This is a genomic window from Microcoleus sp. D2_18a_D3, assembly GCF_036702455.1.
Taxonomy (GTDB): domain Bacteria; phylum Cyanobacteriota; class Cyanobacteriia; order Cyanobacteriales; family Microcoleaceae; genus Microcoleus.
In genome coordinates this window covers 18,873-45,769 of the sequence record NZ_JAUBTK010000040.1, presented here as the reverse complement: position 1 = coordinate 45,769, position 26,897 = coordinate 18,873, and the positions used below count along the sequence as shown (strand labels likewise).

At 46.5% G+C, this 26,897-nt stretch carries 23 protein-coding genes; 11 read left to right on the top strand and 12 right to left on the bottom strand.

Annotation, left to right across the window (positions count from 1 at the left end):
• The first annotated feature begins 57 nt into the window (after window positions 1-57).
• The 5 genes from QUB06_RS18735 to QUB06_RS18715 all read left to right on the top strand — a co-directional run bounded on the left by QUB06_RS18735 (window position 58) and on the right by QUB06_RS18715 (window position 7,001).
• Window positions 58-2,271 (top strand): hypothetical protein, encoded by a 2,214-nt coding sequence (locus QUB06_RS18735; protein ID WP_333290705.1) that lies wholly within the window; start codon window positions 58-60, stop codon window positions 2,269-2,271.
• 47 nt (window positions 2,272-2,318) lie between these two features.
• Window positions 2,319-4,310, top strand: coding sequence for a DUF3685 domain-containing protein (locus tag QUB06_RS18730; RefSeq protein WP_333436553.1), 1,992 nt, complete (start codon window positions 2,319-2,321; stop codon window positions 4,308-4,310).
• 175 nt (window positions 4,311-4,485) lie between these two features.
• Window positions 4,486-4,971 (top strand): CRR6 family NdhI maturation factor, encoded by a 486-nt coding sequence (locus QUB06_RS18725; RefSeq protein WP_333436552.1) that lies wholly within the window; start codon window positions 4,486-4,488, stop codon window positions 4,969-4,971.
• A 302-nt stretch (window positions 4,972-5,273) separates the two neighbouring features.
• The gene (locus tag QUB06_RS18720; RefSeq protein ID WP_333436551.1) at window positions 5,274-6,806 is read left to right on the top strand and encodes an NAD(P)/FAD-dependent oxidoreductase; all 1,533 of its coding nucleotides are present in this window, start codon (window positions 5,274-5,276) and stop codon (window positions 6,804-6,806) included.
• A 6-nt stretch (window positions 6,807-6,812) separates the two neighbouring features.
• On the top strand, window positions 6,813-7,001 hold the full coding sequence (locus tag QUB06_RS18715) for a hypothetical protein (RefSeq protein WP_333436550.1): 189 nt from the start codon (window positions 6,813-6,815) through the stop codon (window positions 6,999-7,001).
• A gap of 7 nt (window positions 7,002-7,008) precedes the next feature.
• On the opposite strand, the gene QUB06_RS18710 is transcribed toward QUB06_RS18715, so the two are convergent.
• Entirely contained in the window at window positions 7,009-7,272 is a 264-nt protein-coding gene (locus QUB06_RS18710) for a hypothetical protein (protein WP_333436549.1), read from the bottom strand.
• Between QUB06_RS18710 and QUB06_RS18705 the strand changes: the two genes are divergently transcribed.
• Window positions 7,237-8,415 carry an FAD-dependent oxidoreductase gene (locus QUB06_RS18705; protein WP_333436548.1) on the top strand — a complete coding sequence of 393 codons (1,179 nt, stop codon included), beginning with the start codon at window positions 7,237-7,239 and terminating at the stop codon, window positions 8,413-8,415. The genes QUB06_RS18710 and QUB06_RS18705 overlap by 36 nt on opposite strands.
• A 146-nt stretch (window positions 8,416-8,561) precedes the next feature.
• On the opposite strand, the gene QUB06_RS18700 is transcribed toward QUB06_RS18705, so the two are convergent.
• A complete protein-coding gene (locus tag QUB06_RS18700; protein ID WP_333436547.1) occupies window positions 8,562-9,434 on the bottom strand; it encodes a pentapeptide repeat-containing protein in 873 nt (290 codons plus the stop codon).
• A 399-nt stretch (window positions 9,435-9,833) separates the two neighbouring features.
• Here QUB06_RS18700 and QUB06_RS18695 point away from each other — a divergent pair, with 399 nt between their 5' ends.
• Complete coding sequence (locus tag QUB06_RS18695; RefSeq protein ID WP_333436546.1) at window positions 9,834-10,058, top strand: hypothetical protein; 225 nt, start codon at window positions 9,834-9,836, stop codon at window positions 10,056-10,058.
• Between the two features lie 499 nt (window positions 10,059-10,557).
• Here the strand turns inward: QUB06_RS18695 and surE are convergent, their stop codons facing one another.
• Complete coding sequence (surE, locus tag QUB06_RS18690; RefSeq protein ID WP_333436545.1) at window positions 10,558-11,235, bottom strand: 5'/3'-nucleotidase SurE; 678 nt, start codon at window positions 11,233-11,235, stop codon at window positions 10,558-10,560.
• A gap of 617 nt (window positions 11,236-11,852) precedes the next feature.
• Between surE and QUB06_RS18685 the strand changes: the two genes are divergently transcribed.
• Both QUB06_RS18685 and QUB06_RS18680 read left to right on the top strand, forming a co-directional pair.
• The gene (locus QUB06_RS18685) at window positions 11,853-12,602 is read left to right on the top strand and encodes a PEP-CTERM sorting domain-containing protein (RefSeq protein WP_333436544.1); all 750 of its coding nucleotides are present in this window, start codon (window positions 11,853-11,855) and stop codon (window positions 12,600-12,602) included.
• Window positions 12,603-12,916: 314 nt separating this feature from the next.
• Window positions 12,917-14,344 carry a DUF3370 domain-containing protein gene (locus tag QUB06_RS18680; protein WP_445251400.1) on the top strand — a complete coding sequence of 476 codons (1,428 nt, stop codon included), beginning with the start codon at window positions 12,917-12,919 and terminating at the stop codon, window positions 14,342-14,344.
• Window positions 14,345-14,413: 69 nt separating this feature from the next.
• Here QUB06_RS18680 and QUB06_RS18675 read toward each other — a convergent pair whose 3' ends face one another.
• The 7 genes from QUB06_RS18675 to QUB06_RS18645 all read right to left on the bottom strand — a co-directional run bounded on the left by QUB06_RS18675 (window position 14,414) and on the right by QUB06_RS18645 (window position 22,239).
• Window positions 14,414-14,884, bottom strand: a complete 471-nt coding sequence (locus tag QUB06_RS18675; RefSeq protein ID WP_333436542.1) for a hypothetical protein — start codon at window positions 14,882-14,884, stop codon at window positions 14,414-14,416.
• A gap of 179 nt (window positions 14,885-15,063) precedes the next feature.
• Window positions 15,064-16,359 carry a dihydrolipoamide acetyltransferase family protein gene (locus tag QUB06_RS18670; RefSeq protein WP_333436565.1) on the bottom strand — a complete coding sequence of 432 codons (1,296 nt, stop codon included), beginning with the start codon at window positions 16,357-16,359 and terminating at the stop codon, window positions 15,064-15,066.
• A gap of 173 nt (window positions 16,360-16,532) precedes the next feature.
• On the bottom strand, window positions 16,533-16,973 hold the full coding sequence (locus QUB06_RS18665) for a YlqD family protein (RefSeq protein ID WP_333138001.1): 441 nt from the start codon (window positions 16,971-16,973) through the stop codon (window positions 16,533-16,535).
• Between the two features lie 151 nt (window positions 16,974-17,124).
• Window positions 17,125-19,074 (bottom strand): long-chain fatty acid--CoA ligase, encoded by a 1,950-nt coding sequence (locus tag QUB06_RS18660; protein ID WP_333436541.1) that lies wholly within the window; start codon window positions 19,072-19,074, stop codon window positions 17,125-17,127.
• A 143-nt stretch (window positions 19,075-19,217) separates the two neighbouring features.
• On the bottom strand, window positions 19,218-19,907 hold the full coding sequence (locus tag QUB06_RS18655) for a hypothetical protein (protein ID WP_333436540.1): 690 nt from the start codon (window positions 19,905-19,907) through the stop codon (window positions 19,218-19,220).
• Window positions 19,907-21,022, bottom strand: coding sequence for an AAA family ATPase (locus QUB06_RS18650; protein WP_333436539.1), 1,116 nt, complete (start codon window positions 21,020-21,022; stop codon window positions 19,907-19,909). Before QUB06_RS18650 ends, QUB06_RS18655 begins: the two co-directional genes overlap by 1 nt.
• Window positions 21,023-21,276: 254 nt before the next feature.
• Window positions 21,277-22,239: a hypothetical protein gene (locus QUB06_RS18645; protein WP_333436538.1), complete on the bottom strand. Its 963-nt coding sequence runs from the start codon at window positions 22,237-22,239 to the stop codon at window positions 21,277-21,279.
• A gap of 185 nt (window positions 22,240-22,424) precedes the next feature.
• Here QUB06_RS18645 and QUB06_RS18640 point away from each other — a divergent pair, with 185 nt between their 5' ends.
• Complete coding sequence (locus QUB06_RS18640; protein WP_333436537.1) at window positions 22,425-23,153, top strand: DUF72 domain-containing protein; 729 nt, start codon at window positions 22,425-22,427, stop codon at window positions 23,151-23,153.
• Window positions 23,154-23,302: 149 nt separating this feature from the next.
• Here QUB06_RS18640 and recQ read toward each other — a convergent pair whose 3' ends face one another.
• Entirely contained in the window at window positions 23,303-25,498 is a 2,196-nt protein-coding gene (gene recQ / locus QUB06_RS18635; RefSeq protein ID WP_333436536.1) for a DNA helicase RecQ, read from the bottom strand.
• Between the two features lie 97 nt (window positions 25,499-25,595).
• On the opposite strand from recQ, the gene QUB06_RS18630 reads away from it, so the two are divergent.
• Window positions 25,596-25,880 (top strand): DUF427 domain-containing protein, encoded by a 285-nt coding sequence (locus tag QUB06_RS18630; RefSeq protein WP_190738299.1) that lies wholly within the window; start codon window positions 25,596-25,598, stop codon window positions 25,878-25,880.
• A gap of 332 nt (window positions 25,881-26,212) precedes the next feature.
• Here the strand turns inward: QUB06_RS18630 and QUB06_RS18625 are convergent, their stop codons facing one another.
• Window positions 26,213-26,878: an L-threonylcarbamoyladenylate synthase gene (locus QUB06_RS18625; RefSeq protein WP_333436535.1), complete on the bottom strand. Its 666-nt coding sequence runs from the start codon at window positions 26,876-26,878 to the stop codon at window positions 26,213-26,215.
• Window positions 26,879-26,897 lie beyond the last annotated feature (19 nt).

Genomic DNA, 26,897 nt, shown 5'->3' with positions numbered 1-26,897 from the left:
ATAGATTTGATGTAGGAGTGTCACATTCTAGAGCGCATTACAGGACAGGCTGAAGTAATGGCGAGACGACAATCTGACCAATTCCACACACCACCGCAATACAACCCATCCCCTAAACCGACGGCACAGTTCAGTGCAGAGGCGACAGGCGATGCGAGTTCCTTCGTAACGGCGCAGCCAACCGAGGGAAAAAGAACTTTTTGGCAGTGGCAGCTTATCTGGCTGAGTCTCCTGGTGGGATTTGGAGTAACCGGTGCCGCTGCATTTCTGTGGTTGCTGACGATGCCGCCACCGCCGAATTGCCAGCAACTGTCGCCACTGGCGGCAGACGGAGAGCGACTTTACTGCGCTCAACAAGCTGCTAAGTCGGGCAAGCTAGAACAGATAGAATCGGCAATGGCCTTGGTGCAGGCTTGGCCGAAAGAACATCCGCTATACTCGCAAGGTCAACATTTGATAGGGGAATGGTCGAAAGCCATTCTGGGATTTGCCAGGGCAAAAATTGAGAAGGGCGATTTGAAAGGTGCTCTGGAGATTGTGGCGAAAATTCCGAAAACCAGTCGGTCTTACCCAGAGGTAGAGGAGGCTGTGACTGCTTGGGAAAAAAATTGGCAGGAGGGCCAAAAACTCTACGATACAGCCCTAGCAGCTTTGAAAAGTGAGGATTTAAGGAAAGCCTGGGATTATGCTCAAGCTCTATTTAAGCTGGAAAATATTTTCTGGAGTCAGAAGCGGTACAACGAGCTGATCCAGCAGATTTCTTTGGAAAGAAACGGCTGGCAGCGCTTGCAAGAGGCTAGAGATTTGGCGAAGGACGAGACTCCGCAAAAGTTCGCTGAGGCAATCGTCCTGGCTCGGAAAATAGACTCGCAGCTTTTTGCCCGCGCTAAAGCTGAGAAGGAAATTGAGGGCTGGAGCCGGACTTTGCTGGCAATGGCTACTAAGCGGTTGGCGGCGAAAGACCTGCCGGGGGCGATCGAGGCTGCTTCTGTTGTGCCACAGGATTCGCTACTGTTTGCGGAAGCTCAAGATTTGATGCAGTTGGGTAGGGCTCAGGCAGTGACGTGGAACCAGTCGATATCAACTCCGCTGCCACAACACATTTTTAGCTTGCTGGAAGGGCAGGGGGCTGCTAGCAAAATAGCTCCGGGTCGCCCTCTGTACAAGCAAGCTCAAGTTCAAATTGAAAATTTGCAGGTGCAGTTTCAAGATTTGCTGCGGCTGCAAGTGGCGAGCACGATCGCTAGTTTCGGTCACATAGGGACGTTTGGACTCGCGATCGAGCAAGCGCAAACCATCGGACTCAAGCAGCCGCGGCGGATTCACGCTCAAACTTTGGTGGCTTCTTGGCGCCGGGAAATTGAGCGGATCGAAGACCAATCTTTTCTGACTCTGGCGAAGCAGTTGGCAGAAGCGCAAACGGTTGAAGGACTAAAGGGCGGCATCGCTCAGGTAGTTCTGATTGCTCAAAACCGCCCTCGCAGGATAGAAGCGCAAACTCTGCTGGCTCAGTGGACGAAACGCATAGAAGTTATTCAAGATCAGCCTTTTTTGGATGAAGCGATAGCCCTGGCGAAGCAAGGAAAACTTAGTGCTGCTATTGAAAAAGCTTCGCAAATTAAGAGCGGTAGGAGTTTGTACGCGAAAGCTCAGGATAATGTCTATCAGTGGGTGAGCGAACTGCAAGTCGCTCAAGACAGACCGATTCTCGATCGAGCTGCGGAATTGGCATCTCAAGGCAGTCTAGGAGCGGCGATCGATACGGCTTCCCAAATCGGTTACGGTAGGGCGCTGTATTCAGAGGCAGCAGGTGCGATCGGGCGCTGGAGTGCTGAACTTAGAGCCAACAGTGCACCGCCGCCGGAACCCGCTCGCGATTACGCGCCGGAACCCGCTCGCGACTACGCGCCAGCTCCAGCAGAGGAGTACGCGCCAGCTCCAGCAGAGGAGTACGCGCCAGCTCCGCGACAGGAGGAGTACGCGCCAGAGCCAGAGCCTTACTATCCGCCTGCGAGAGAAGAGGCCCCGGCTCCCGAACCTTACAATCCGCCTGCTCCGGAGCCGGAACCTTACTATCCGCCCGCGAGAGAGCCGGAACCGGAACCTTACTATCCGCCCGCGAGGGAGCCGGAACCTTACTATCCGCCCGCGAGAGAAGAGGCCCCGGCTCCGGCTCCGGAACCACCTCCTCCGGCTCCGGCTCCAGAACCTGCGCCGCCCTCGATTCCTGAATCGGCTGGGCCTCCTGATGCTAATTTGATCCCCGAGTAATTGGGTTTTCGCGCGATCGATCTCTAAAATCTCCAATCTAAAATCAAGTGAGTAATTTCCAACTGCTGACGATCGATGGCGACCCCTTTTTCCGGCTGGGGCTGCGAGTTGCTTGCGAGCAGTATCCAGACTTGCAAGTTGTCGCAGAGGTTTCAACGGGAAAGGAGGCTTTGCGGGTTCTAGAAGCTCGCTCGATCGGCTCTGAAACAGCCAAGAAGCCTGGAGATTTGGCAATTTTGGCTGTTGAGACTTCAAATTGGCGATCGGGTCAAATAGAGGCGCTGGCCTTTTGTCGCGAACTCAAAAGTTTGTACCCCAACCTGCCCCTGTTGCTGCTAGGCGGGCCGCTGACACCGGAGCTGTTGGCCCAGGTACAGGCTGCGGGCGCGAATGGCTATTGTCCTAAAGGTAGAGATATTTCCCTGACTATCGAAGCTATTCGCGCGGTGGCATCTGGTTGCACTTATTGGGCGACGGATGCGGGAGGTAACTCGGAAATAGAACTAAATGCAGCGGTGGTTCAAACAGTAGAAAACTCCGCAGCAATTGCCGATAAAAATGCAGATAATTCGACAGTTGATACGCCAGTACACAAAAAAATGCTGGCTTATTTTTGTCTTTCTGGACTGCGGGAAATAGATGCAACTTTGGCGGTTGTCCAAGCTGATTTGCAAGAGATTCAAGCGGCAAATCCTACAGATTTGCCTTCTATTTTAGATGGGGTTGTACTCAGCGGGCGCCGCAGAGAATTGCTTGCAGCTCGTTGGATTGTCAGTCAGTTATTATTTGAAGGAAAAGGGGAGAAGGAAGAAGGAAGAAGGAAGAAGGAAGAAGGAAGAAGGAAGAAGGAAGAGGGGAGAGGGGAGAGGGGAGAAGGCAGAAGGCAGAGGGGAGAAGGCAGAGGGGAGAAAGAAGAAATTAGAGGCGATAATTTGTTAAATAATTCTCAATCGCAATTAGCGAATTCCCAAGTTTCGGCTGAATCTTTGGTGGTTGCAACTAATTGGCAAGGTAGCTTGTTTGACTCGGCTGCAGCTAAATTGCAGTTGGATTTGGTGAATTTGACTGGCTTGCCTTTGGAAATCGATATTTTGCGATCGACCAAAAAGCGCGAATTGATGAGTTCCATCCTGCGGAAGTTAAAGGATTTGCTGGAGGAATTGCGCTTTTCGCAAGTGCAGCCAACTCAATTGTCGCAAAAAATGCCTGCTATTTTACGGGATTTGTGGGAGGCGACAATCATAGATTTTTTTGGCAGATACTATACACTGCCAACGGAAGAAAATCTTGTTTTTGATGGCAGTCAAACAAGCTTGAAACTGGGAGAAAGTCAAGAGGGAAGCGCTACTTATCTCTTGGCAAGCAGCGGCGTAGAAGTTGTGCCGATGCTGCTGGCAGATGCTGATGTAGTTGCAGCACAAATCCTTGACAAAATACCGATGACAGTTGATTTATTTGCACATTTGCTATTTGAAATTCCTCTAACAGTTGACAATATTTCTTGTTTGGCTGGCAGCCCGGAAGCAATGCAGCGAGCTGAAGCTTTGTTGGAAAATTTGGCAATTCAAGTTGCTAGCGGAGTGATACAGCCTCTACTAAATAATTTGGCAAATCTGGAAGAAATTAAGCAAATTTTTTACGATGGTAAGTTGATTTCGACACGAGAAATTGAGCGGTTTCGGAATGATTTGTCGTGGAGATATAGCTGGGATAGATATTTTGTGGAACCGAAAGCTATTTTTGAAAGCAGGTTTTGGCTGTTTGTTTTGGGCGATTCTGGAATTAAGAAAATTTCTATTTATGCTCCGAGAAATCTGGAGTTAGCACAGCTTCCGGGGTGGCAGTTAGCCTTGACTTTGCTGCTGGAAACCAGGGATGCGATCGCACCTAGAGTTCGCGCGGTTATTTCGCTGTTGGGTGCTGGGGTTGTTTACGTTTTGACTCAGGTTATAGGGCGGGGAATTGGTTTGATCGGGCGGGGAATTATCCAGGGGATTGGTAATTCTTTGCAAGATAGCAAGTTTGGGAAAAATGGGTAATTAGTCATTAGTTATTAGTCATTAGTCATTAGTTGGTAGTCATGAGTAAGCTAAAATATTTATAGTTGGTGGTACGATCGCTAAATGCTATCCAGTTGACAATCAAGCAATTGGGTCTCTTGGCCCCGAATCCATCGGTGGAAGCAATCTAAAATCTAAAATCAGTTGACTTTTTATGAGTATTATGATATCGATAGATGCCGATCGCATAAACAGTTTAGATTTGTCTCCGGTGCGGACTGTGATTGAAAAGTGGTTGACCGAAGGAGCGATCGCCCAAAACGAACAACAGCTACAATTTGAAATTGAGTATCCGCGCGAAGAGTTAGATCCGCGAGAAATTTCAGAAATTCCCGAAGTGCGGCTGTGGTTTATTCGCTTGGATGCTTGTTACCCTTGGCTGCCATTTTTGCTGGATTGGAAAGCGGGAGAATTGGCGCGCTATGCCGCGATGTTGGTGCCGCACCAGTTCCACCGCACCCAAGGTATTCAGTACAATCCTGAAGCTTTGGAAATGTTTTTGATGAACAAAATTTTTGTGTTGACTGATTGGTTGAATCAGCAGGGAATCCCCAGTAAATCGAAGTTGATGGCGATGTCGCAGATGTTTGGTTATGATTTGGATGATGCTTTTTTTGATGTGATTGTGCCGCACAAATAAGCGATCGCGCCTCTAACTAACATACTGCTAATTAGGTAAGCTACTATACCTTAAGACTAAGAACAAAGGTATAAACCCGATTTCTTCCCTTGTGGGGCGGCCTTTCCAGTCCGCCTCCACAGCTATGAGTTCTATCCGCAACAGCTTGATTAAGCTTAACAGCAACCGTACTCAGACTTTAAGACAATCCTTAAACCAGCGCGCCTCAAAAAATTGTTGCTGGACTTCAGAATTTTCTCAGAATTGATAGTTAGCTTAAATAGACAACGATCGCCCCATTCAATCGATCGAGGAAATTTACCATGACAACAGATTACCTCATCGTCGGCAGTGGTTTATCAGCACTGGTTTTCGGAGCTTTGATGGCAAACTCCGGCAAAACCGTACACATCCTCGAAGCTCACGAACATCCCGGAGGCTTTGGTCACACCTTTACGATGGCCAAAAAATACACCTTTAATGCCCAATTCCACTACGTTTGGGACTGCGGCGAAGGACATACGGTCAATCGAGTTCTCAAAAAACTCGGTCTCGATCGAGATGTCACCTTTGAACGGTACGATCCGAATGGCTACGACCACATGAGAATGCCTGGGTATGCGCTCGATATTCCCTCGGAACCAGAGGAACTGATCCGGCGATTGTCCGCGCTGTTTCCCGAAGCGGGCGAGAGAATTCGCCAATTCGTCAACGAAGTCGAGAAAACCGGCAACGGACTCAGAAAACTCGCTCCTCCCGTCAAACCAATTGAATTGCTCAAAAATTTCGGTGACGTATTCTGTGCCGTCCAACACCTCAACAGTACACTTCAGGACGTTTTCGACAAGTTCCAACTCCCGCAAGCCGCCCAAACCCTATTAGCCCTGCAATGGCCGGACTTTTTGCTGCCTCCCAATCAGCTTTCTTTCTATGCTTGGATTGCCTTGTTTAGAGGCTATCAAGAAGGTGCATTTTACCCGACGCAGCATTTTGAAGATGTCATCAATTCTTTAGTTAAAGTCATTGAATCCAACGGGGGGAAAGTTCGACTAAACCATGAAGTCACGAATTTTAGGGTGACAAACAGAACAGTAACCGGTGTTGAAGCGATGGATTTGACCACCCATCAAACCCATGAATTCACGGGCGACACGGTAATTTGCAACCTGGACCCGAAAAGAGCGGCCAAGATGATTGGAGAGGAACTGTTCTCTAAAACAGTGCGGCGGAAACTTAACTATGAGTATTCTGCATCTAACTACATGGTGTACTGCGTTGTCAAAGATATCGATCTCCGAGACTATGGATTTGGCAAGTGGAATACGTTTCATTCGGAACACTTGGATCTAAATGAAGCTTTTGCTCAAATGTATGAGCAAAATGATTTTTCTCGTCCCAGCTTTGCAATTACAACGCCAACTTTACTGACCCAAGCGCGGGGGGATTGTCCAGAAGATTGTCAAATTGTCGAATTTCTGACTGTTGCTAATTACAGCTATTTTAAACAGCTTTGGGAGACAGATCGCAAAGCTTACAGACAGAAGAAACAAGAGATTCTGGACTCGATTTTAGATGTTGTGGAAAAACACTATGTTCCGAATTTCCGCAAACACATGGTGTTTCATGTTACCGGAAGTCCAACGACTAACGAGCGCTTCTGTTGGTGTCCTAACGGTAATTCCTACGGTTCCAGCCTGACGCCGCGCAACATGGGAGTCGATCGACTAAATCATGAAACATCCCTCAACAATTTCTATTTCTGCAACGCCTCCTCGGGCTATCCAGGCTTTGCACCGACATTTTGGACGGGGGCGCTGCTTTATCAACGTTTATCCGGCGATGCGATTTTAGGCTAAGGAAAATTGGCAATTGGTTATTTTCCTGTTTTTCTCGTTCCTTGGTCAAGCCAAGGAATGAATTTCACTCTTGCTCTGCCTGCTCTTAAAAATCTCTCATTTCTGCTCTCATTATCTCGTTCCTTGGCTGTGCCAAGGAATGAATTTCTAGAAGCTTTACCTCCTCTTAAAAATGACGAGGGACAGCAAGACTGAAATGCGTTTACAGGTAGAACCGGGAAACGAGAATTTCTTCCTTCTTCCTTCTTCCGACTTCCATCGGACTGACATCCGTTACATCCGTTACATCCGTTACACAATCCGTTGCCGAACTTCCTTCTTCCTTCTTCCTTCTTCCTTCTTCCTTCTTCCTTCTTCCTTCTTCCTTCTTCCTTCTTCCTTCTAGGAGTGAACTATGAGAATTGCAATTGTTGGGGGCGGAGCGAGCGGTATGGCAACAGCCTACTGGCTCGATAAACAGGGGCATCACGTCACTGTGTTGGAAAGTCAGCCGATTTTAGGCGGACACATTCGGACGCTGAACAAAAATGTTGTACCCAATCAATCGGAGTGCAATGAAATATTAGAAAATGGGGTGCTGGAATTTCCCACGGTGTTTTACAATTTCGTGGCTTTTATGCAGGAGCTAGGCGTTGAATTAGAACCAGTGCAGATTGGTTCCGCGCTGTTTTTTAAAGATGGCACTCACTTTTTGTCTGCGGTATCTATCCAAAAGAATTTCACCGGAATCCAACGCCTGATCGAGTATTTGCGACTTGATAGTCTCTACGCTCGTTCGGCGGGATTTATTTTAAGAATGCGGTTTGCTAAACAGCATGATTTCTACGACGTGTCGCTTTCTGAGTCTTTGAAAAGCTCGTGCGTCCGCAATTATTGGCTGAAGTTGCTGACGATGTACAGCTACTCGATACCGTTTGAATTGCTCGACAATTTCCCGGCAGAATTAGCGATGCCTGTTCTACGCGAATATGGCTTGGTCAACTGGGTGAGGATTAAAGGCGGGGTGTATTCTTACATTGAAAAGATTTTGGAGCGATTTAAGGGCGATATACGGCTAAATGTGGAGATTGCCAATATTTTTAGAAGTGCGGATGCTGTAAAAATGGTGCTTTCTGATGGGGAAATCCAGGAATTTGATAAGGTGGTTTTTGCGATGCCACCAGATCAAGTTATGAGGTTATTGTCTGATCCGACGGAGGCGGAAAGGAAGCGGTTTTCGGCGTGGAAAGCCAATTATGCAACGACTGTACTGCATTCGGATACATCGATGTACGATCGCTATGGTATCCGCAAGTTATCTGAATTTGATTTTTTCGAGACGGACAAAGGGTGGGGATATAATGCGAGCTTGAATCAGCTTTGCGGCATCTCATCGCCACGAGAGTACAGTTTAGCATTTCATCTGGAGGAGTCGATCGCCAAAAAAGACATTATTCACATTCAGAAACATCACACCCCGCTGTACACTGTCGAGTCTTTTCGATATCGAGATGAAGTTATCGAGACTAATGGCGAGAACAACACTTATCATGCGGGAGCTTATTTGGGGGATGGTTTACACGAAGGAGCCATTACCTCTGCTTTGCGAGTCGCGAAATTAATCGGGTGAGTTCAATTGTGATGCTACAAACTCTCGCAAATATCAGTAAATTTCTTGCCTGTGCAGCACTCTCACAAAAGTAATGATGTCTGCATCAAAAGTTAAACCAATGCGAGAGTCGTCCACTCGGATGCGAAATTAATTTTTGGCGTTGCCTAAGCTGCGACACCACGTGCTGTAGTTAAGTAGACATCATTGCTCAAAGATGGGGGCATTGTTGATCCGGCTAACTGAGTACCCTCAAAGTTGGTTCCCGTGAATGTGGCCCCGCTCAAGTCGGCTTCACTCAAGTCTGCATAGCACAGCCTAGCCCAATCGAGGTTTGCCTGCACCAAAGAAACTGCCACCAGATTTGCCCTCGTTAAATCTGCTCCCATCAACTTGACGCCCCGCAACTGAGCCCCGCTGAGATTGGCGGCTAACAAGTTCGAGCCTTCCAAGTTTACCCCGTTCAGTTTGGCTTCGCTGAGGTTGACGCCATTGAGATCCGTCCTGCTCAGGTCGATGCCATTGATGTAAGCTTTCCTGAGATAGATGCCTGTTAGTTGAGCGCCAAAAAGCTTTGCACCGCTGAGTTTTGCGCCTCCGCAGTTTGCCCAGTTGAGGTTTGCTCCCGTGAGGTTTGCGCCCCGCAGGTTGATGAATTGCATGTCGGCTGTACACAAATTGGCGTTCCAGAGGATGGCACTCCGCAGGTTGCTACCTATGAGTTGGGCGCCACTCAACTTTGCTCTGGGCAGTTTTGCTTTGACGAGGAAAGCTCCGTTGAGATTGGCTTTTGTAAGCTCTGCGTCGGCTAGCCTGGCTTGGCCCATTTTGGCAAAACTCAGATTTGCCCTGTAAAGGTTTGCGCCGTTTAGTTCTGCTTTGGTCAGATGTGCCCGACTCAGGTTAGCTCCCGACAGGTTAGCCCTCGAAAGGTTTACGCCAACCAACATAGCTCCGCTGAGGTTTGCTCCGCTGAGGTTTGCGTCAGCAAAGTCTCTGTTTCCATTTTCGTACTCTTTGAGCAGCTCGGTTACTTCCATATCGGTCACATTCCTAATAGCGGAAATTTATCTATAAATAAACACTCTTTATAAATATTTTATCTCAAAGGGACCGGATGCGATCGCACTTTCCAGAAAGCTGAGAATCAACTTTATATTTATACATATACTTTGTTCTTTTTGCAGAGTCCCGATTTTTTTGATGTCATAGTCTGAAACCATTGATTTACTTAGCCTCTAGTGTGCTTCGGCAAGCGTTGCGATCGTACTGAGATCCGTGAAACCGTTATTCTCAGTAGGTAAGCCATCAAACACTGTCCGAAGTGTTAATCAATAGTTAAAATCAATCTTCTTGTTGTCCACTGTGGCTAACAGCTTTTTTAAACCGAGACTGCAAATTTGTTGGTTGTTTTTGCGCCCGGTGTCGCGAAGGCTGGCATGGTCATAGCTCCATATTTTATCAACTGTCATTTTTCATTAAAATTAGATGTGGAACAACAGCTTAATAAGCGAGAATTTTTCTCGGTAGTCTCGCAGCAGTTAGACGATCGTGCTTTTCAATATTTGCTTGAGTCGATCGGGCTTAAAAGTAATTGCAAAAAGTGTACTTCTGAGGGATGTATCGATATGCCTAACGGTAGATGCTATTTGTTCAAAACCTAGTGCATAATCTACTGGAGATTGTAGAAAACTAACAGCGAGTAATATCCGTATAGCATCACCTCTTCTACTTGCAGTTAGGCAGATGTGTCAATCTATGTTATTCTGAGTAAAAATTGAGGAATAATTATGTCAAAAGAAAGAAAAAGCAACAAAGAAGTCAAAAAGCCAAAGAAACAACCTGATGGTGTTGCTAAGCCGAAGGATGACAAAAAAAATTATGGTAGCACGGACGGCCGCAAGTAGAGATAGCTGCCACTCTTCGGATTGCGATTAATTTTGTTCAATTGTCATTACTATCGATTTTTAACAAATTTAAATATCCTATTTGGGGATAAGGCGAAAACAGGTTTATTATATATAGGGAATAGGCAATGCTAAACCCAAAGTATAATGAAATCTGTTTTTAGCCATGAATATGAAACATTCTGTCGCCGATCGAATTTAAGACCATTTATTTAGACTTGGTTGAAAAAAAATAGAGTTCGATCGCCCAAATCTATCACAGCGATATCTCAGTCACCGCAATATTACCCTCAAAACACACGTCAACATCAGTCCCTGGCGCGCGATCGCGCGATCCATATTCTCCGGCATAATAAAAGTATTCTCCCTCCATCCGGTAAACAACTGGCAGCGGCTGCGTGGAAGGCTGGCAAAACACAATTTCCGGTTCCGCACTTCCCGGCGCTAAATGCGGCAAATTCACATTCCAGAAACACCCACACTTTGGTTCCCGGTTCAGCAAATCCGCCAACACCCGCGATGTCCAACGAGTAGCGACATCCCAGTCAATTTCGAGCGGCCTTTTAATCCGGTGGGAAATTGCGATTCCCGGAATACCGTGCATGGCTGCTTCCCGCACAGCCGCAACCGTACCCGAAATATACACGTCAACCCCTAAATTGCCACCCGCGTTAATACCCGAAAGCACCAAATCCGGCTTCGCACAAACGTGATGAAGAGCAATACGCACGCAATCGGCCGGTGTTCCCCCTACAGCATACTCAAATTCCGATCGCCGATCGACATGAATCGGACTGTGAGCCGTCACCTGATGCCCGCAGCCCGACAATTGCCCCTGCGGAGCCACCATAATTGTTTTGCCGCTGACAGCCTGCAAAAGTGCCTGAATCCCCGGAGCGTCTATGCCGTCGTCGTTGGTTAAAATTATTGTCATTGAAAATTTGTCTGTTAGTAACGTTATTGTGTCACTGGCGGGCGAGTCTAGGCAATCTCAAATTGTTGGGGGGCGCGGGGATTGTATCGGTGTCAGTCGATTTTAGATTTTAGATTTTAGATTTTAGATTTACTCCACAGATGAATCTCGGAGATTGAACAACAGCCTAAAATTTTTGAGCCCTCCCCGCCGTACTTTAGTGGCTCAAACCCGGTATCTGCGCCCGGGAAGAGTTACTAATTCTATATTTACTTACTGTGCAACTATATTTTACTTTCGCGTACATCAGGCGATCGACAAACCGATTGCTCAATTATTGTATAAATAAACACTTACTGCTTAGTAATATTACGCAATTAGCCATTGTGACAGCCGATGATGCCGAAAGTTGCAATAACGGATAGTTAGCCGTGGAATGCCTCATCACCAGTCATCCTAGCGTTTGCGATACAACCGAGTTTACCAAAGGTTTAAGAATCAACCTCAAATAATATTGTTTTGGTAAAGGTATCAAAAATGTATAGACAAACACTTTTAAACGAGCGATGCTGTAAATAGATACCAGAAGAAATCAATAAAGTCAATCCCCCCAACGATATAAAAAAGGTATTACTCTTATGAAAACCAACTTCGCCCAACCACTAACCGCGTGTCTAGCTACCGCTGGTTTAGTCATTGCTTCTTCATTACTAACTGCAACGCAAGCCCAAGCATTCAGTTTATCCGTGGCACCTGAGTACGGTAGTACCAACAGCCTGGGCAACGTCATCGGCACCGGCGCTACTGCAACATTGGACTTCAACTTTGTCCAAAGTGGAGCCGATTTGCTCCTGAATTTGGGCATCACCAATACCACTGGCACTAAGACTACAGCCGGTGGCGCAACCAACTCTTCTCTCGTTGCCGTGGCATTTGACGTATTGAGTGGCGTTAGTGCATCGGTTCAATCGACTGCAGGCAGCTCTTTTACATCGTTTTGGTGGCAAAACGTTGGTATTAACGGTTTGCACAACGGTTTCGACTATGGCATTAGCACTCCGCGCCGTAACTTTAATGGTAGCGACCCTAAAGGAGGCTTATATAAAAATGAGTCAACTTTGGTTAGCTTTTTGCTAACTGGCAGCAGTCTGAGTGCGGCTCAGGCAGAAAGTGCTTTCTTGACGGGATTCCAGAATGGTACGCTGAAGGCAGGGGTTCGCTTCCAGGATGTAAGTGGGTCTAGTGTTGGTGACAGTGACAAAGTTATGGCGGGAGTTTCCGCTGATGCTGAGCCAGTGCCCGAACCAACGACTATCGCAGGTATGGTGATGGGCTTGGGAAGTTTAGTCGCAGCCCGCCGCAAGCAGGCAAAAAAAGCTCTTGCTTAAATTTTCTCAGGGGTGCAGGCCATCCATCGGCAGAAAAGCTCGTCGCATTTCTAGTGAATTCAGGTTAACTTCTAGTATCAACTCATAAGAGCCAGGGCAGCTATCCCGCCTCTGGCTCTTATTTTTGCTTTGGAATTACAAAATCTACATTTGGTCAAGGTGAAGAACAAAAAATTTGCGATCGCCCGAATTTCCGCAAAAATTGACCTAAAATCCCAAAATCCCCAGAAAATATCAACCAACTTGTGGTAAGGTTTTGTGTCGGTTGCTATGTGGCAATCCTTCTGCAAGTTCAGTTAAACGCGCTCTCAGCAATGTTTTTGCCAATTCTACCCTTAGCTCAAGCAATCCCGACACCTGCGACCCAACAAGTCATCATCAAGCGAGAATTCCCGCTACCGGAAAACGAACTGGATTTGCCAGCGCCTCCAACAACCGCCCCGCTGAACACTGTGACGGTGCCTCAGCAAGTGCGCGTTTTACCGGGCAAACTCGACAGCATCCCGGTTTTCAACAGCAACAGCCCCGAAGTTGTGCAAACCGAAGGCATTTTGCTCTCCACATTTGGGCCCGAAGGAAAACAAGTACCTTCTGCACACTTAAACTTTCCCTTCAAAGGTCGATTTGACATCTTTGCCCACCACATCGCCAAAGCTAAAAATCGCGAAGAAACTCGCACCTTATTTCAAGGAATAATTGTCCACAATCCTAACTCCGAACCTGTTACTTTAAATGTCTTGCAAGGAGCGACTTATTTAACTCGGCCGGATGCCTTGTTTGTCGATTTGCCGTCGTATTTAGAGAATCGATTCGGCACTGTGTTTGCGGGGCCTGGAAGCCGCATCACGAGCGATGTGCTGCGGGGATACAGACAAAGCATTTTGCCGGCTGCGATCGAGATTCCGGCCAATGAGAGCCGAATGCTGATGAATTTGCCGATACCTGTGGGGAATGTGACGCCTTCTTCCAACGGTCGATCGACTTTGATGCGAATGTCGAGCAGCAATTCGGTTTATGTAGCTAGTTTAGCAATGTTTGCTCCTACAACTCAAGAAGGAGTCGAGCAATATCCGACTTTAGAACAGTGGGAAAATATTTTAAATACCAAAGGTTTAGCGGGGCCCAGAGATTTAGCACCAACTCCGAGAGGCGAAAATCCGGTGCAAAAAATTTATGGCCGCGTGGCAGGAGTAGCTGAAGGTTCCCAGTGGCAAGCTAAAATTACTGACAATTCGAGAACCGATTATTTAACTATTCCCAAGCGCGGCGAGTCATTTTCTTATGCTTTGAGCACTACTGATACGGGTACTTTTGGAACTGGTCAAGTTCAAAGTGCTAAAATGTTAGCTCGCTATCCCGATACTGCTTATTCTGCTCACGGTAATTACGGGATTCAATACAACTTAACTTTTCCCCTTTACAACAAATCTCGTGAAACTCAATCTGTTAGCATTAAAATGCAAACACCTATTAAAGCAAATACCGAAGCGGGGGGATTGATGTTTTACGATCCTCCCGAAAATCGGATATTTTTCCGAGGTACGGTGCGGGTGATGTTTAATGATGATACGGGCAAGACTTTGACGCGCTACATTCACATCGTGCAGCGGCGGGGACAGCAGGGGGAACCTTTGGTGAATGTGAATATGAAGCCGGGGGAACGCCGTTTGGTCCAGGTGGATTTCTTGTATCCGCCGGATGCGACGCCGCCGCAAGTTTTGACTGTGCGATCGAGTAATTAGTTATTGGTTGACTGTATATTTACACTGTGCGAAACGCGGCTGAATTTCTCACAACAAAAAGTACGATCGCTACTCGACGGGCGAGCCCTTAACATACAAAGATTCGAGAAACTTAACGGCTTCATCAAGTACAGCTTCCGGTAACTTCTCAACAATCGCGATCGCCCTTTGACGGGTTTCTCGCTCGACTGCTTTGGATTGTTGCGAGTCAGTGTCTGCTAAACTGCTATTTTCAAATTGCTTTTGCTTTGATAAAGCTGTTTCTGGAGTGACAAAAATGCCAACATCTGCCGGAAGATTTATAGTTTCATGATTGTAGCATTTAACAACGAGATTTGTCACATTCATCGCTACCCGCTGATTAAATCGGAAAACTTCTGAAAAAGTGCGATCGCCGCGAGTAGTCTGAACTAAATGTGTTCCAACTTGATTGACTTCTGTTGTAAAAATAAATTTGTGTGTATCCGTACCAACTGACACCAAAACCTCGTGAGTATTATGGCCAATCGCAGGTTGAACACACAAAACTTGCACTTTCATTGTATTAACCAGTAATATCAAATCCGTTGGTATCGGAATTATTCATCTCTCTCTTCTCTTCCTCTGTGTCCTCTGCAGTCTCTGCGGTTAAATCATTCCGAAATTAGACATCTCATTAAAAGCTAAGTCTAAATCCCCCTTTCCTGCCAATAAGAGTAAAAGGGGAATTTAGACGAGGGCTAAAGTGTCAAAGATTGAGGATTTGTCTCAATCAATTTCGCTAAATCTTGCAAGAAAGACGCCGCATCAGCACCGTAAATAATCCGGTGATCGCAAGTAATATTCACCTGCATTTGGCGCTTCACTCCCATCAAACCATCTTCATTAGCCACTACTTGCGGCCGCGAAGAGCCGATCGCCAAAATCGAGCCTTGATTCGGCGGCAAAATCGCGTCAAACTTGTCTACTCCAAACATTCCCAAATTGGAAAGAGTGAAAGTTCCCGTGCTGTATTCATCAGGCTTCAACTGCTTGGTGCGGGCGCGATCGACTAAATCCTTCCAAGTGCGCGAGAGCGAATAAATATCGAGGCGATCGGCATTTTGCAGCACCGGCGTAATCAAACCGCCGCCGTCCATCGCCACCGCTACCGCCACATTAATATCAGCGCGGTATTGAATCCCCGACTCCACATAATAAGCATTCAGCAGAGGATGTTTTTGTAAAGTTACTGCTACAGCCTTCGCCAGCATACCCGTCATCGTGACGCCCTTCGACTTAATTTGTTTGTAGAGTTTGTCGAGATTATCAGTAGTAATTGTGTAACCGACGCGGAAAGACGGCACGCTCAAACTTGCTTCCATATTCCGCACCACCGCATTTTGCAGCGCGTTCATCGGTACTGTTTGACCAGAAAGTGCTGCTGCGGGGACTGGTGCGGGGGCGGGTTTGGCTGCTGCGGGGGCTGGTGCTGCGGGTGCGGGTGCGGGTGCTGCGGGGACTGTTACCGGTTGCTGAACCGGAGCGGGTTGGGCTTTCCCGGCTGCTGCTTCCACATCCTCTGCGACAATGCGGCCGTTGGGCCCGCTGCCTTTGATAGAATTCAAATCTACTTTAAATTCTTTGGCTAACTTGCGAGCGCGGGGAGAAACGACGCTGCGGCCGTTTTGGCGGCTGACATTTTGCTGCAAACCTACTGATGCTGTAGGTGCGCTGACAGGAGCGGGGCTGGGAGCGGGGGCTGCTGCTGCGCTTGGGGCGGCGGCTCCTTGCTGCTGAGCAACGGCGATTTCGGCTTCTGTTTCTGCTACCAGGGCGATTGCCGCTCCCACCGGAGCAACTTCGCCCGCAGGTACGATAATTATTGCTAAATAGCCTTCGTAGAAAGACTCCACGTCCATGTCGGCTTTGTCGGATTCCACGACTACCACCGTTTCGCCTTTTTCTACTTTGTCTCCGGCGGATTTGACCCAGGAAACAATTTTGCCCTCTGTCATGGTAGAACTCAGGGCTGGCATGAAAACTTCGCGAATCATCTGTAAAAAGTCCTTTTGATGTGGTAATAGGTAATCGGTATTTGGCAATTGATAATTGGCGATCGGCCACCGGCAATACTTATTATTATGCCAGTTTCTCGCATTCTTGATGTGTGAATGTTGACTCAAAATCAATTGCCAATTACCGATCGCCAATTACCACTTACCAATTTCTAAATATCACCTCGAATTTCTTCGACTATGCCGTCGCGGAGGAGAATTTCTACTTGCATTTTTTGAATCAAGTTTTCTCCGAGCCCGACAGTGAATGTGCCGTCAATTTGACCTTGACTCACTTCTTGTTCTAGGTCTAGCACCTGCACTTGCTGAAGCTGTTGCAGGTTTTGGTTTTTCTGTTCTAACAGTTCGCTTTTTCTTTGATTCACCTGCACTTGAATGTTTTCTATTTGCTGCTGTACTTGCGGGCCTGGGGGCTGTAGATTTTGCTGTTTGATTTCTGAAATCATCCGCTGCCCTTGCATTTCTAACTGTTGTAGCTGAGAGTCTATTTGGTTGATTTGGGCTTGGAGTTGCTGTTGAGCTTCTTCTTTCCAGCGGGGAGTAACGACGACTTTAACGTTAATCGATCGCTTCAAGAGTAATTGTGGTTCCATAAAGTTGTTGCTTGTCAATTAGGAATTAGGCATTAGTCATGAGTCATTAGCTGGTAAAAATGAACTAATGGCCCAGGACTGAGGACTCGGACTCGGGACTCGGGTGTTGGGATAATTTTTTCTTTTCCATTTCCCAAGTCCTGCGAATATTTCAAAACATCCCGTCAATCATATCGCGGTAGTGTTGCGTCACAACCGGGCGCTTAATTTTCAGGGTCTGGGTCAACATTCCATTTTCGATCGAAAATGGCTCCTGAATCAACCGGAACGGGCCGATGCGATCGTCCGCGCGGTATCCAGGGCGATTTTGCACCTCTCGGTTCAATTCTTTGCGGAATAAATCTTGAATTGTCTTGCTATTCCAGTCAATTTCGTGTAATGGGGGATTCTGAGTTTCTGCCCATTTCTGCACGGCTTCTGCATTGGGGACAATTAAGGCGCCGAGTGATTTCTGGTCTTGACCTACTAGCATAATTTGGTCGATGTAGGGGCTGCGGAGGCAGGCGTCTTCTATGGGCTGGGGTTCGATGTTTTCGCCGTTGGTGAGGACGATCGTATCTTTGGCCCGCCCGGTCAAGATTAAGTCGTTTCCCGGTGTCAGCCAGCCCAAGTCGCCGGTGTCGAACCAGCCTTCGGAGTCTATGGCCTTGGCAGTCGCTTGGGGATTAAGATAATAGCCCTGCATAATTTGCGGCCCCCGCGCCAATACTAAACCGCGCTGGCCTGTGGGCAGTTGCTGTCTGGTTTCTGGGTCTACTATTTTAATTTCCGTATGGGCTAGAGGCTGTCCTGCGGAACCTTTAAGATTGTGCCAAGGGCGGCGGACGGTTAAAACCGGGGACGTTTCGGTTAAACCATATCCCACTAACAAACCGATATTCGCTATTTCAAAGAAATTGTCTATATGCGCGGCCAAAGAACCGCCGCCGCTAATCGCCCATTTTAAGCGTCCCCCTGTAGCTTGCCTGACTTTTTGGTAAACCAATTTTTCGGCGAGGGCGTGTACGGGCGACAACAGAATGCTTTTGGTGCGGGCGATTAGTTTTTCGGAAGCAGAAGCCGGTTTCAAACTGAGAGTTAATCCTTGGCAAATGCGGCGGGCCTCTATGTATTGCTGGCTGGCAGATAACAGGAAATCCACCAATTTTTGTTTGTTAGGTGGCTGTTCCCGAAATTGCTTTTGTACGGCCTCGTAAATCGATTCCCAGATGCGCGGAACGCTGACCATGTACTGGGGTTTGTAAGTTTTAAAGTCTTGTTTGAAATAGCGAATATTGGTGTAAATTTGCGTGCATCCTTGGGAAAGCAGGAAGTATTCGACGCTGCGTTCGTAGGCGTGCCAACTGGGCAGAATGCTGAGGGCAGATTCGCCGGCTTCGGGCTGGAGAACTGTGCCCAAGGTGGTGAGTTGGTGCAGCAGGTTCCCGTGAGTCAGCATGACGCCTTTGGGTTTGCCGGTGGTGCCGCTGGTGTAGAGGAGGGTGGCGAGGGTTTGAGGCTTGTGGTTGGTGGGTTTGAGGGGGCGGTTTGCCCCTGTGGTCATGACTTGGGAAAATTTGACTGTGCTTAGGGTTTGGCTGGTTTCCGGTTCTTCGTCCGAGAGGAGGACGATGAGTTGGATGGGCAAATCCGGGAGGCGGTGTTGCAGTTTTTTGAGTAATGCCCGGTTTTCGACTACCAAGGCGGTGCTGCCGCTGTCTTGGATGATGTACAAAAGTTCTTCAGGGTCGGCGGTGGCGCCTCGAACGGCGTTGGCTGCCCCGGCCATCATGATACCTTGGTCGGCTATCAGCCAGCGGGGGCTGTTGTCGGCGAAGAGGGCGACGCGGGGAGGGATGGGTTCTCCTGGATTTGGTTCGATGCCGAGGGCTTGGAGGCCGGCGGCGAATTGTTGGATTTGCTGGTAGAGGTCGGTGTAGGTGAGTTTGATTTCGGGCTGGGTGTGGGGGTCGTGGAGGGCGACGGTTTGACCGAATTGTTGTTTGACGATCGCCCAAAATTCGGGTATCGATTGAATGGAAGTGTAATCGATCAGGCGGCTGAGGTTAGCGCGATCGCGATCGGTCATTTGAGATGATGCGTAAGATGCTGGGCTGTTCATAGTTATTTTTGCGAGTTGTGCGAGATTAAAGTGTTTTATCTAAATCTAGTATGAAATGTATCCTAACTGTATCTGCTTGGGTAGGGACAGTTTGCAAATCTGTCTCTACCTTTTAATTTTTATTTTCTCTTATTTGTTGCCTTTTAAGTTGACAATTTTGGTTTAATTTTGTTACAGAAATCGATGAACTGACGGAAAGTAGTCAGTTGTTCGGGCTGACTTTGAATCCTTGTCAATAGTTGTTCCAAATAAAATGGCTTGAGTACATCTCCCGGTCGTTTTTTTGAATAGGTAATATTTTTAGCTTCAAATAACGCTCTCAAATAAGCTCCGTGAAACTGAGCGTGAGTATTAAAGTCTTGATATCTGCCCATAATTTCGGGACAGTTAACTGAAACATCGTAATATTTAGTATAATCTAGCAAATGTTTGTTTTGAGGATTTCTGGAATAAATCTTCCGATTACCCAACAGCCAACTTTCCAAGCAGCGATTCTGAAATATCAGCACAAGTTCTGCATTGTTTAATTTCAAATTTTGTTGAGTTAAAAAATCATATATTTCTGTTGTGAGTTCGGCAACAGTATTTTCCTCGGCATCGAGACATACTACAAAATAGCTGTATTTTCCGTTTGAGTTAATTTCGGCGATCGAACGCGGGATAAAATCGTATATTAATGAAGGATATCCTTCACCGCTAATCAAGTAATAATTTTTTTCATTCACATCATCGCAATTATCTACTCGCTGCAATTCCGGTAAAAGATGAGCCAACCAAGCGGGATAAACTTTTCTCTCCGATTGCTTCCCTTCAACTAAAAAATACAGATTCATTAAACTTTGATTCCTTCGCTGTATTCTTCAAGATTAATCAGTTGCGTAAAAGCTTGATGCCTCGATTTTCCCAGATTCAAATCTTTAGCATCTTTCACAGTTACCACCCCACCTTGGCGAGTGACTATTTTCCAGTGTTCCATCCCAATATTATTTATTATGTAGGGATGGTGGCTGGTAAGAATGAATTGAATATTTTTATTTTCTACAATTAAATCTGTCACCACATCAATACAGTTAATCCCCAAGCTGTTTTCAAATTCATCAATCAAGATTACAGTGCCTTCAGGCGACAAATACAGTTGGCTAATGTGAATTAAGGTTTTCAGCATCCCTGACGAGATATTGTCTTGAAAAATCCACTCCTTGACACCTTTCTCTTTTATCTGAATGGGAAAGTTGGGGGATGAATCCTCATATTGTACCGCTTCTATTTTAATATCTTCCACTTGAGGGAAGGCCTGTATAAAGATGCGCTTAATATTAGTGAAAATTTCTGGATGATGGCGGTAAACAAGAACCAGTTTCATCTGGATTTGCAAGTCACTCGCTTTAATATAATCTAATAATAAAACATCGCTTACTGAGGTGGTTGACATCATTACACTCATATTGTAAAAGAAATCAAATGAACTTAAATCATAGCTAACTATTTTATTAAAACCCTGTTGAACAGGTGAAATATCTTCCTCTTGGTTTAAAATTTCTACTACGCTTTGAAATGGCGATAATTTCGGAGTTTTATTCCCGTGAAATATAATTTTATTAGGTGTTCTTTCTATAATTACATTTTTATTTCTTAATAAATGTTCTCTAACAATTCTAAATTCATTAGTTTCGTCTTGTTCATCAAAAATGATAGGCAGATTTTTTTTTGTTTCAAATTCGCCTTGCCAGCGGTACTCTACATTGTTTATTGTCGAGAATGTAATGTCCCATGCTAAACCGTTTAATGAAGCACCATTAGCTATTCGTTGTAAATTCAAAATTCCTTTGAGTATTTGTGTTTTGCCCACACCAGATACACCAACTAATAAAGCCAAGTTGGAAAAATATATCGGTTCAAAACGCCACTCTCGTAAATTATCCCAAAAAGCTAATTTTTTAATTCTCATTTCCGCGTCCCCTCAATTATTTGCGTCCCTCAGTATTTATCAGCCTGCATCTGCGGTTAAAAACTCCCCTCAAAAACCGATTTTCGTCCCATCTGCATCAATTCTACTATATGCCGAGCAAACGAGTACATACATCGATGATCGCACTTTAACATAGCTGGGTGCTTCTGGCGCACCTTACCCCCACAATAAAATTGAACTATGAGTGGAACAGGCAAGATGCCTGTTCATGAAACTCGTGCAATATCTCAGATTTAAGCGACATGGCGCGGTGCATCAACCATCGGCGCATTACCAAACAAATGTCTGAGATAACTGCGGCTGAGTTCCCGGTTCCAGCGCCGCAAACGCACCATCACTCGCGTGAATGTAAAAGTCAATTCCAACACCAGAGAAAGCTGTTTGAGACTCAGTGAAGTATTAAACACATCATTGCCGTGCGTGCGTTCAATCTGATGGTGTTTCAGCAAAGCAATCAGGTTTTTGGTAGAGCCTTTCAGTTGATTGAAATAACTCTGGGAGAAGGCCCAGCGGCTGAAACCCCAAAACTTAACCAAATGATTGATCTCATCCTGTAAAGGCTGGGAAATTGCCTGTTGCAACGCTCCAGTTGAGTGTACCATCAACCATAAATAAACAGAAGTAGCTCCCCACTCGGTACTCAGGCGGCTAATTACGTGTTTGTAGGTATCTTGCCAAGCGTCACCTGTGGATTGACAGCCATTCACAGAATTGGGTTTAACTTGCAGTTTTTCCCCTGTAAGTTGCTGGTAAATTTTCCTAAATGTCGGGCAATGTTGGCGTTCTTCTTTTTCCCAGACACCTATCTCTAAAATGTTGCCATTGTCATCAAAAATTCCTCCCATAAACCGCGCCATTTGTGGGTAAATATGCTGTAAGTAGCACCAACTTTCTCTACCGTAGCTGCGGATGGGAGCTTCAATTTCTGCCGCACTTGCCAAAATTTGTAAAAATATTTCTGGCTTGACACCAATAATTTGATCGCGAGTGATTCCTTGCCAATCTATGGGTTCCCAAGGGCGGGGATGCGGGTTGGAAAATTGCTGGGGGAGATCGGAAAGTCGATCGCTCAAAACTTCCAATGACATATAATGGTCGATGAGGGAATTAATCCTCGCCCGACTTTGCAAGTAGCGAGGGCTTTGATACTGATTTCCAGCTAAATCAATTGTATGCACATTACCAGTAGCTTTCATTGTTTCTTCCTGTTCTCAACTGTTACAGCTATTGTGCAAAAGGCATTTGGGAAGTCGCAATGAGTAACGTGCAGGCTGCTCAATTACTAGCAGTTAGCTTGACTGATTTGAAGTCAGGGGAAACGGCATGAAGTATGGTGAAGTAGACTCTGTTAGATATGTCAAGTATTGGGAGTAAAAAGGCGATGAGTGTTCATATTGGCACTTCAGGTTGGAGCTATGACCATTGGGAAGGTGTGCTTTATCCCCAGCACCTACCGCTGCGATCCAGGCTCGATCGCTACATCGAGCACTATCAAACCGTGGAAGTTAATAGCACCTACTACCGCTGGCCACCAAACGCGACCTTCGCTAACTGGCAGCAGCGCCTCCCCCAAGGATTTCTGATGACTGTAAAAGCGCCCCGTGGTCTAACGCACTCCAAGCGCCTTTACTCGCCAGAAAAGTGGGTGGAACGGATGAGTGAGGGACTTCAAGGGTTGGGCGATCGGCTGGGTATTCTGCTAGTCCAGCTTTCTCCCCAGTTCGGTTGCGACTCGGCCCGCCTAGCATACTTTCTAGAACAAGTGCCCCCCTGGATAAGAGTAGCTGTCGAATTCCGACACCCAAGCTGGCATAAAGAAGAGGTATTTTCGCTGCTGGAACGCTTCGGAGCGGCTTACTGTGTGATGAGTGGGGCGCACCTCCCCTGTATCCTGCGCGCAACAACGTCCTTCGTGTACGCGCGCCTTCACGGCCCCGACCCCAACTACCTCTACGGCGGCTCGTACTCGGATGAGGATTTGCATTGGTGGGCCGATCGCACCCGCGAGTGGGAAAGTCAGGGGCTCAGCGTGTTCATCTACTTCAACAACGACGGAGATGGCAATGCCGTTCGGAACGCTTCTAAGCTAAAAACTTTTTTGGATATGTAGGGCAACGGTACATCCCTACTTATTAGAAAAATATATCGGTTCAAAACGCCACTGTAATTGACGATCGCAAAAAAGCTACTTTTTAAATTTTTATTTCCCCTCCCATCAATTATCTGCGTGCATCAGCGTTAATCAGCCTACATCTGCGGTTAAAAACCGACATAATTTTGCCGCCACCAAGCCCGCACAAACTTAATCTCCTCAAACGTATAACGTTCTTCCAAAAAATCATAAATTGCTCTCAGTTTCTCATCCCCCATAACTTCAATAGCGTACACTATCGCCTGCTGGCGTTCCGGTTCCACCAACAAATTTATATCAACTTCCCTGCCCATTTCCATCAATTCTATCAGATGCCCAGAAATAGTATTAGGACTCATACCCCGCGCATTGGCGATTCCTTGAACTGTCAAACCTTGTCGGTATAATTCCCAGGTTTGCATCTGCGAATAAGACGCAACGTTGGAAAGATTGGGAAGATTAGCGGCCTCAGAAGATGCAGCACCACTTGGTAATCCTTGTTCTTGGCAAAAAGTGCGAATTGCCTCCAAGAAAACCTTACCGTACTTATCTCGCTTGTTGCTACCAACGCCGTAAACTTCCTCGAATTCTCTGAGATTTTGCGGGCGTTTTTCAGCCATGTCTCGCAAGCTTTTATCGGCAAAAACTACGTAAGGTGGCACAAATTGTTCGTCGGCAATTTGCTTGCGTAGCGTCCGCAGTACGGTAAATAAACCTTCTACCTCTACTGCCAAAGAACGAACTTTACCCTGTACTTCCCGCTGGGGTTCAATGGCAATTTCAACTGTGCGCTGACGTTTCATAATTTCCCAACTTTTTTCATTCAGTTTCAAAATGGGAAATCCGTCTGTTTTTTCCTCTAAAAAACCTTGATTCACCAGCGATCGACTCAACTTTTTCCATTCATCAGCACTTCTATCTTTGCCAATTCCGTAAGTAGAAAGTTGGTTGTGCTGGTATTGCAATATTTTTTGATTTTTTGAACCGCGCAGCACGTCAATAATATGATTCATGCCGAATTTTTCTTGGCATCGGGCGACGCAAGAAAGAAATTTCATTGCCTCAATCGTCCAATCTTCTACTGGTTTTTGGTTGCAACAGTTATCGCAAGTACCGCAGTTTCCGGGGAATGAATCGCCAAAATAACTTAACTGGATTGTGCGGCGGCACTCGGTGGATTCTGCATAGTTGATTACTCGCCGCAACTGTTGGCGGGCAATTCGTTGTTCTTGTGGGTCGGGTTTTTGCTCGATGATGTAGTCGATGGTTTTGACATCGCCGTAGCCGTAAAATAAGCTGCAATGGGCGGGTTCGTTGTCTCGACCTGCGCGGCCGGATTCTTGATAGTATCCTTCGAGATTCTTGGGTAAGTCGTAGTGAATTACAAACCTCACGTCTGGTTTGTTAATGCCCATACCGAAGGCTATTGTGGCTACCATTACTTGCACGTCGTCGCGAATGAAGCGGGTTTGATTGGTGGCGCGATCGACATCGTTCATGCCGGCGTGGTATGGTAAGGCTTGGATGCCGCTTTGTTGCAATTTATAGGCAACTTCGTCAACTTTTTTGCGGCTGAGGCAATAGATAATTCCCGAACCGCCTTTTTTTTGGATGATTTGCAAAACTTCGGCAAAACTGTGTTTGGTTTTGGGGCGAACTTCGTAGTATAAATTGGGGCGGTTGAAGCTGGCTACGTGGATGTAGGGATTTCGCAGAGTTAGCTGCTGGATGATGTCTTGGCGGACGCGCTCGGTGGCGGTGGCGGTTAGTCCCATAATGGGAATGTCGGGATATCGATCGCGCACTCGCTGCATTTGCCTGTATTCTGGTCGAAAGTCGTGCCCCCATTCCGAAACGCAGTGGGCTTCGTCGATCGCAAATGCCGAAATTCCTAACTTATTTGCTACTATATCTAAAAACGGTAAAAATCTCTCACCCAGCAAGCGTTCGGGTGCAACATAGAGCAATTTAATCTTACCTTCGAGAATCGCAGTTTCGCGCGATCGGGTTTCCTGAGAGCTCAAAGTGCTGTTGAGAAAAGTCGCCCCAATTCCATTATCCTGCAAAGCCTCCACCTGGTCTTGCATCAGAGCAATTAACGGCGACACAACCACAGTCAATCCCGGTTTCAACAGTGCCGGTAATTGAAAACACAAAGACTTGCCACCGCCCGTCGGCATGACAATCATCATATCCCGTTTTTGTAAAGCAGCTTCGACAATTTCCTGCTGTCCCGGACGGAAAGAGTCATAGCCAAAAAAATGTTTAAGAGCTTGTTCCAGGGACAGTGGCACAGAAGATATTGGCGGATGAGACGCTGACATTTGCAGTAGTTGGTTGTTGGCTTCTCAACTATTCTATGCCTTTTGAGCACAAATACAGTTACAATAATTGAGAATCTCAATTTAAGCAGAAAAACTGATGCCGAAAGCAATTTGGAATGGTGCCGTTTTGGCCGAGAGCGACAAGTGCGAAATTGTAGACAACAACTATTATTTCCCCGCCGATGCCATCAACCGTGAGTATTTCAAGGATAGCAGCACTCACACTACTTGCGGTTGGAAAGGTGTTGCTAGTTACTACAGTGTCGAAGTCGGCGGACAAGTGAATAAAGACGCTGCGTGGTACTATCCTACTCCGAAAGATGCTGCTAAAAATATTGCCGGATATATTGCTTTTTGGAAAGGAGTTAAGGTAGAAGCTTAGGTTTTTTCCGCAGGTTTGTTAGCTGGCGATTCCGACAGGCCGCCAGGGAATTAATTCCCTGGCTCATAGCTGAAGTCGTCTTAAGACGACTGTGGAAATTAGGGAGGAATAACATAAGTTGCGATGATTTCAAATAGAAATAATATCTAATATCTACTGATAGCGATTCCTCCTCTGATAATTGTCAATCCTTTAAAATATAGGACAGAGCTTAATTAAATTCAATACCATAACCGCTATATTTAACAGTCCTCTTTGAGAGGACTTTCGCTATGAGACGGGGGTTTTGAACCCCCGGCGGACTGTTGGAGAAGCGAAAGCATCCTCAAATTTTAATCTTTTTCCCAAACGGCGACAGCTTCCGCACCCAAACCACGGCGAACAACAATCGGTTCGCTTTGTGTCAAATCGAGAATGGTAGAAACTTGATATCCCGGATCGGAACCGTCATCGACAATGACATCTACTAACTTTGAAAAACAGTCAAAAAGTTCAGCTTTGCCAAAACTTTCTCCTTTTCCTGCTGGCACGGGTGCAGCACCTTCATCATCCGTGGTAATGTTAGCGGATGTTGAAATAATTGGATTTCCCAAGGCTTCCAACAGTGTAAAACAAAGCCGCTGGTCGGGAACGCGAATTCCAGTGGTTTTCCGTTTTGGGTTCATTACCAACCGCGGCACTAACTTAGTAGCTGGCAGCAGAAATGTATAAGGCCCCGGTATTAACCGCTTGATAATTCTGTATGCTTCATCGCTGACAGCAGCATAGTCGGTGATATTTGACAGAGAGGAACACAAGAACGTTAAAGGCTTATCATTGGAGAGTTGCTTGATCTGCCTGACTCGTTCTACCGCAGACTTGGAGTTGAGATCGCAGCCGATCGCGTAAACTGTATCTGTCGGATAAAGCATCACTGCCCCATCTTTCAGAGCTTTTTGAATTTTCTCGATCCGGTCTCTTTGGGGTGCAACTGGATGCACTTCGTAAATAGTTGCCATGTTAAGATATTGCAGGCTA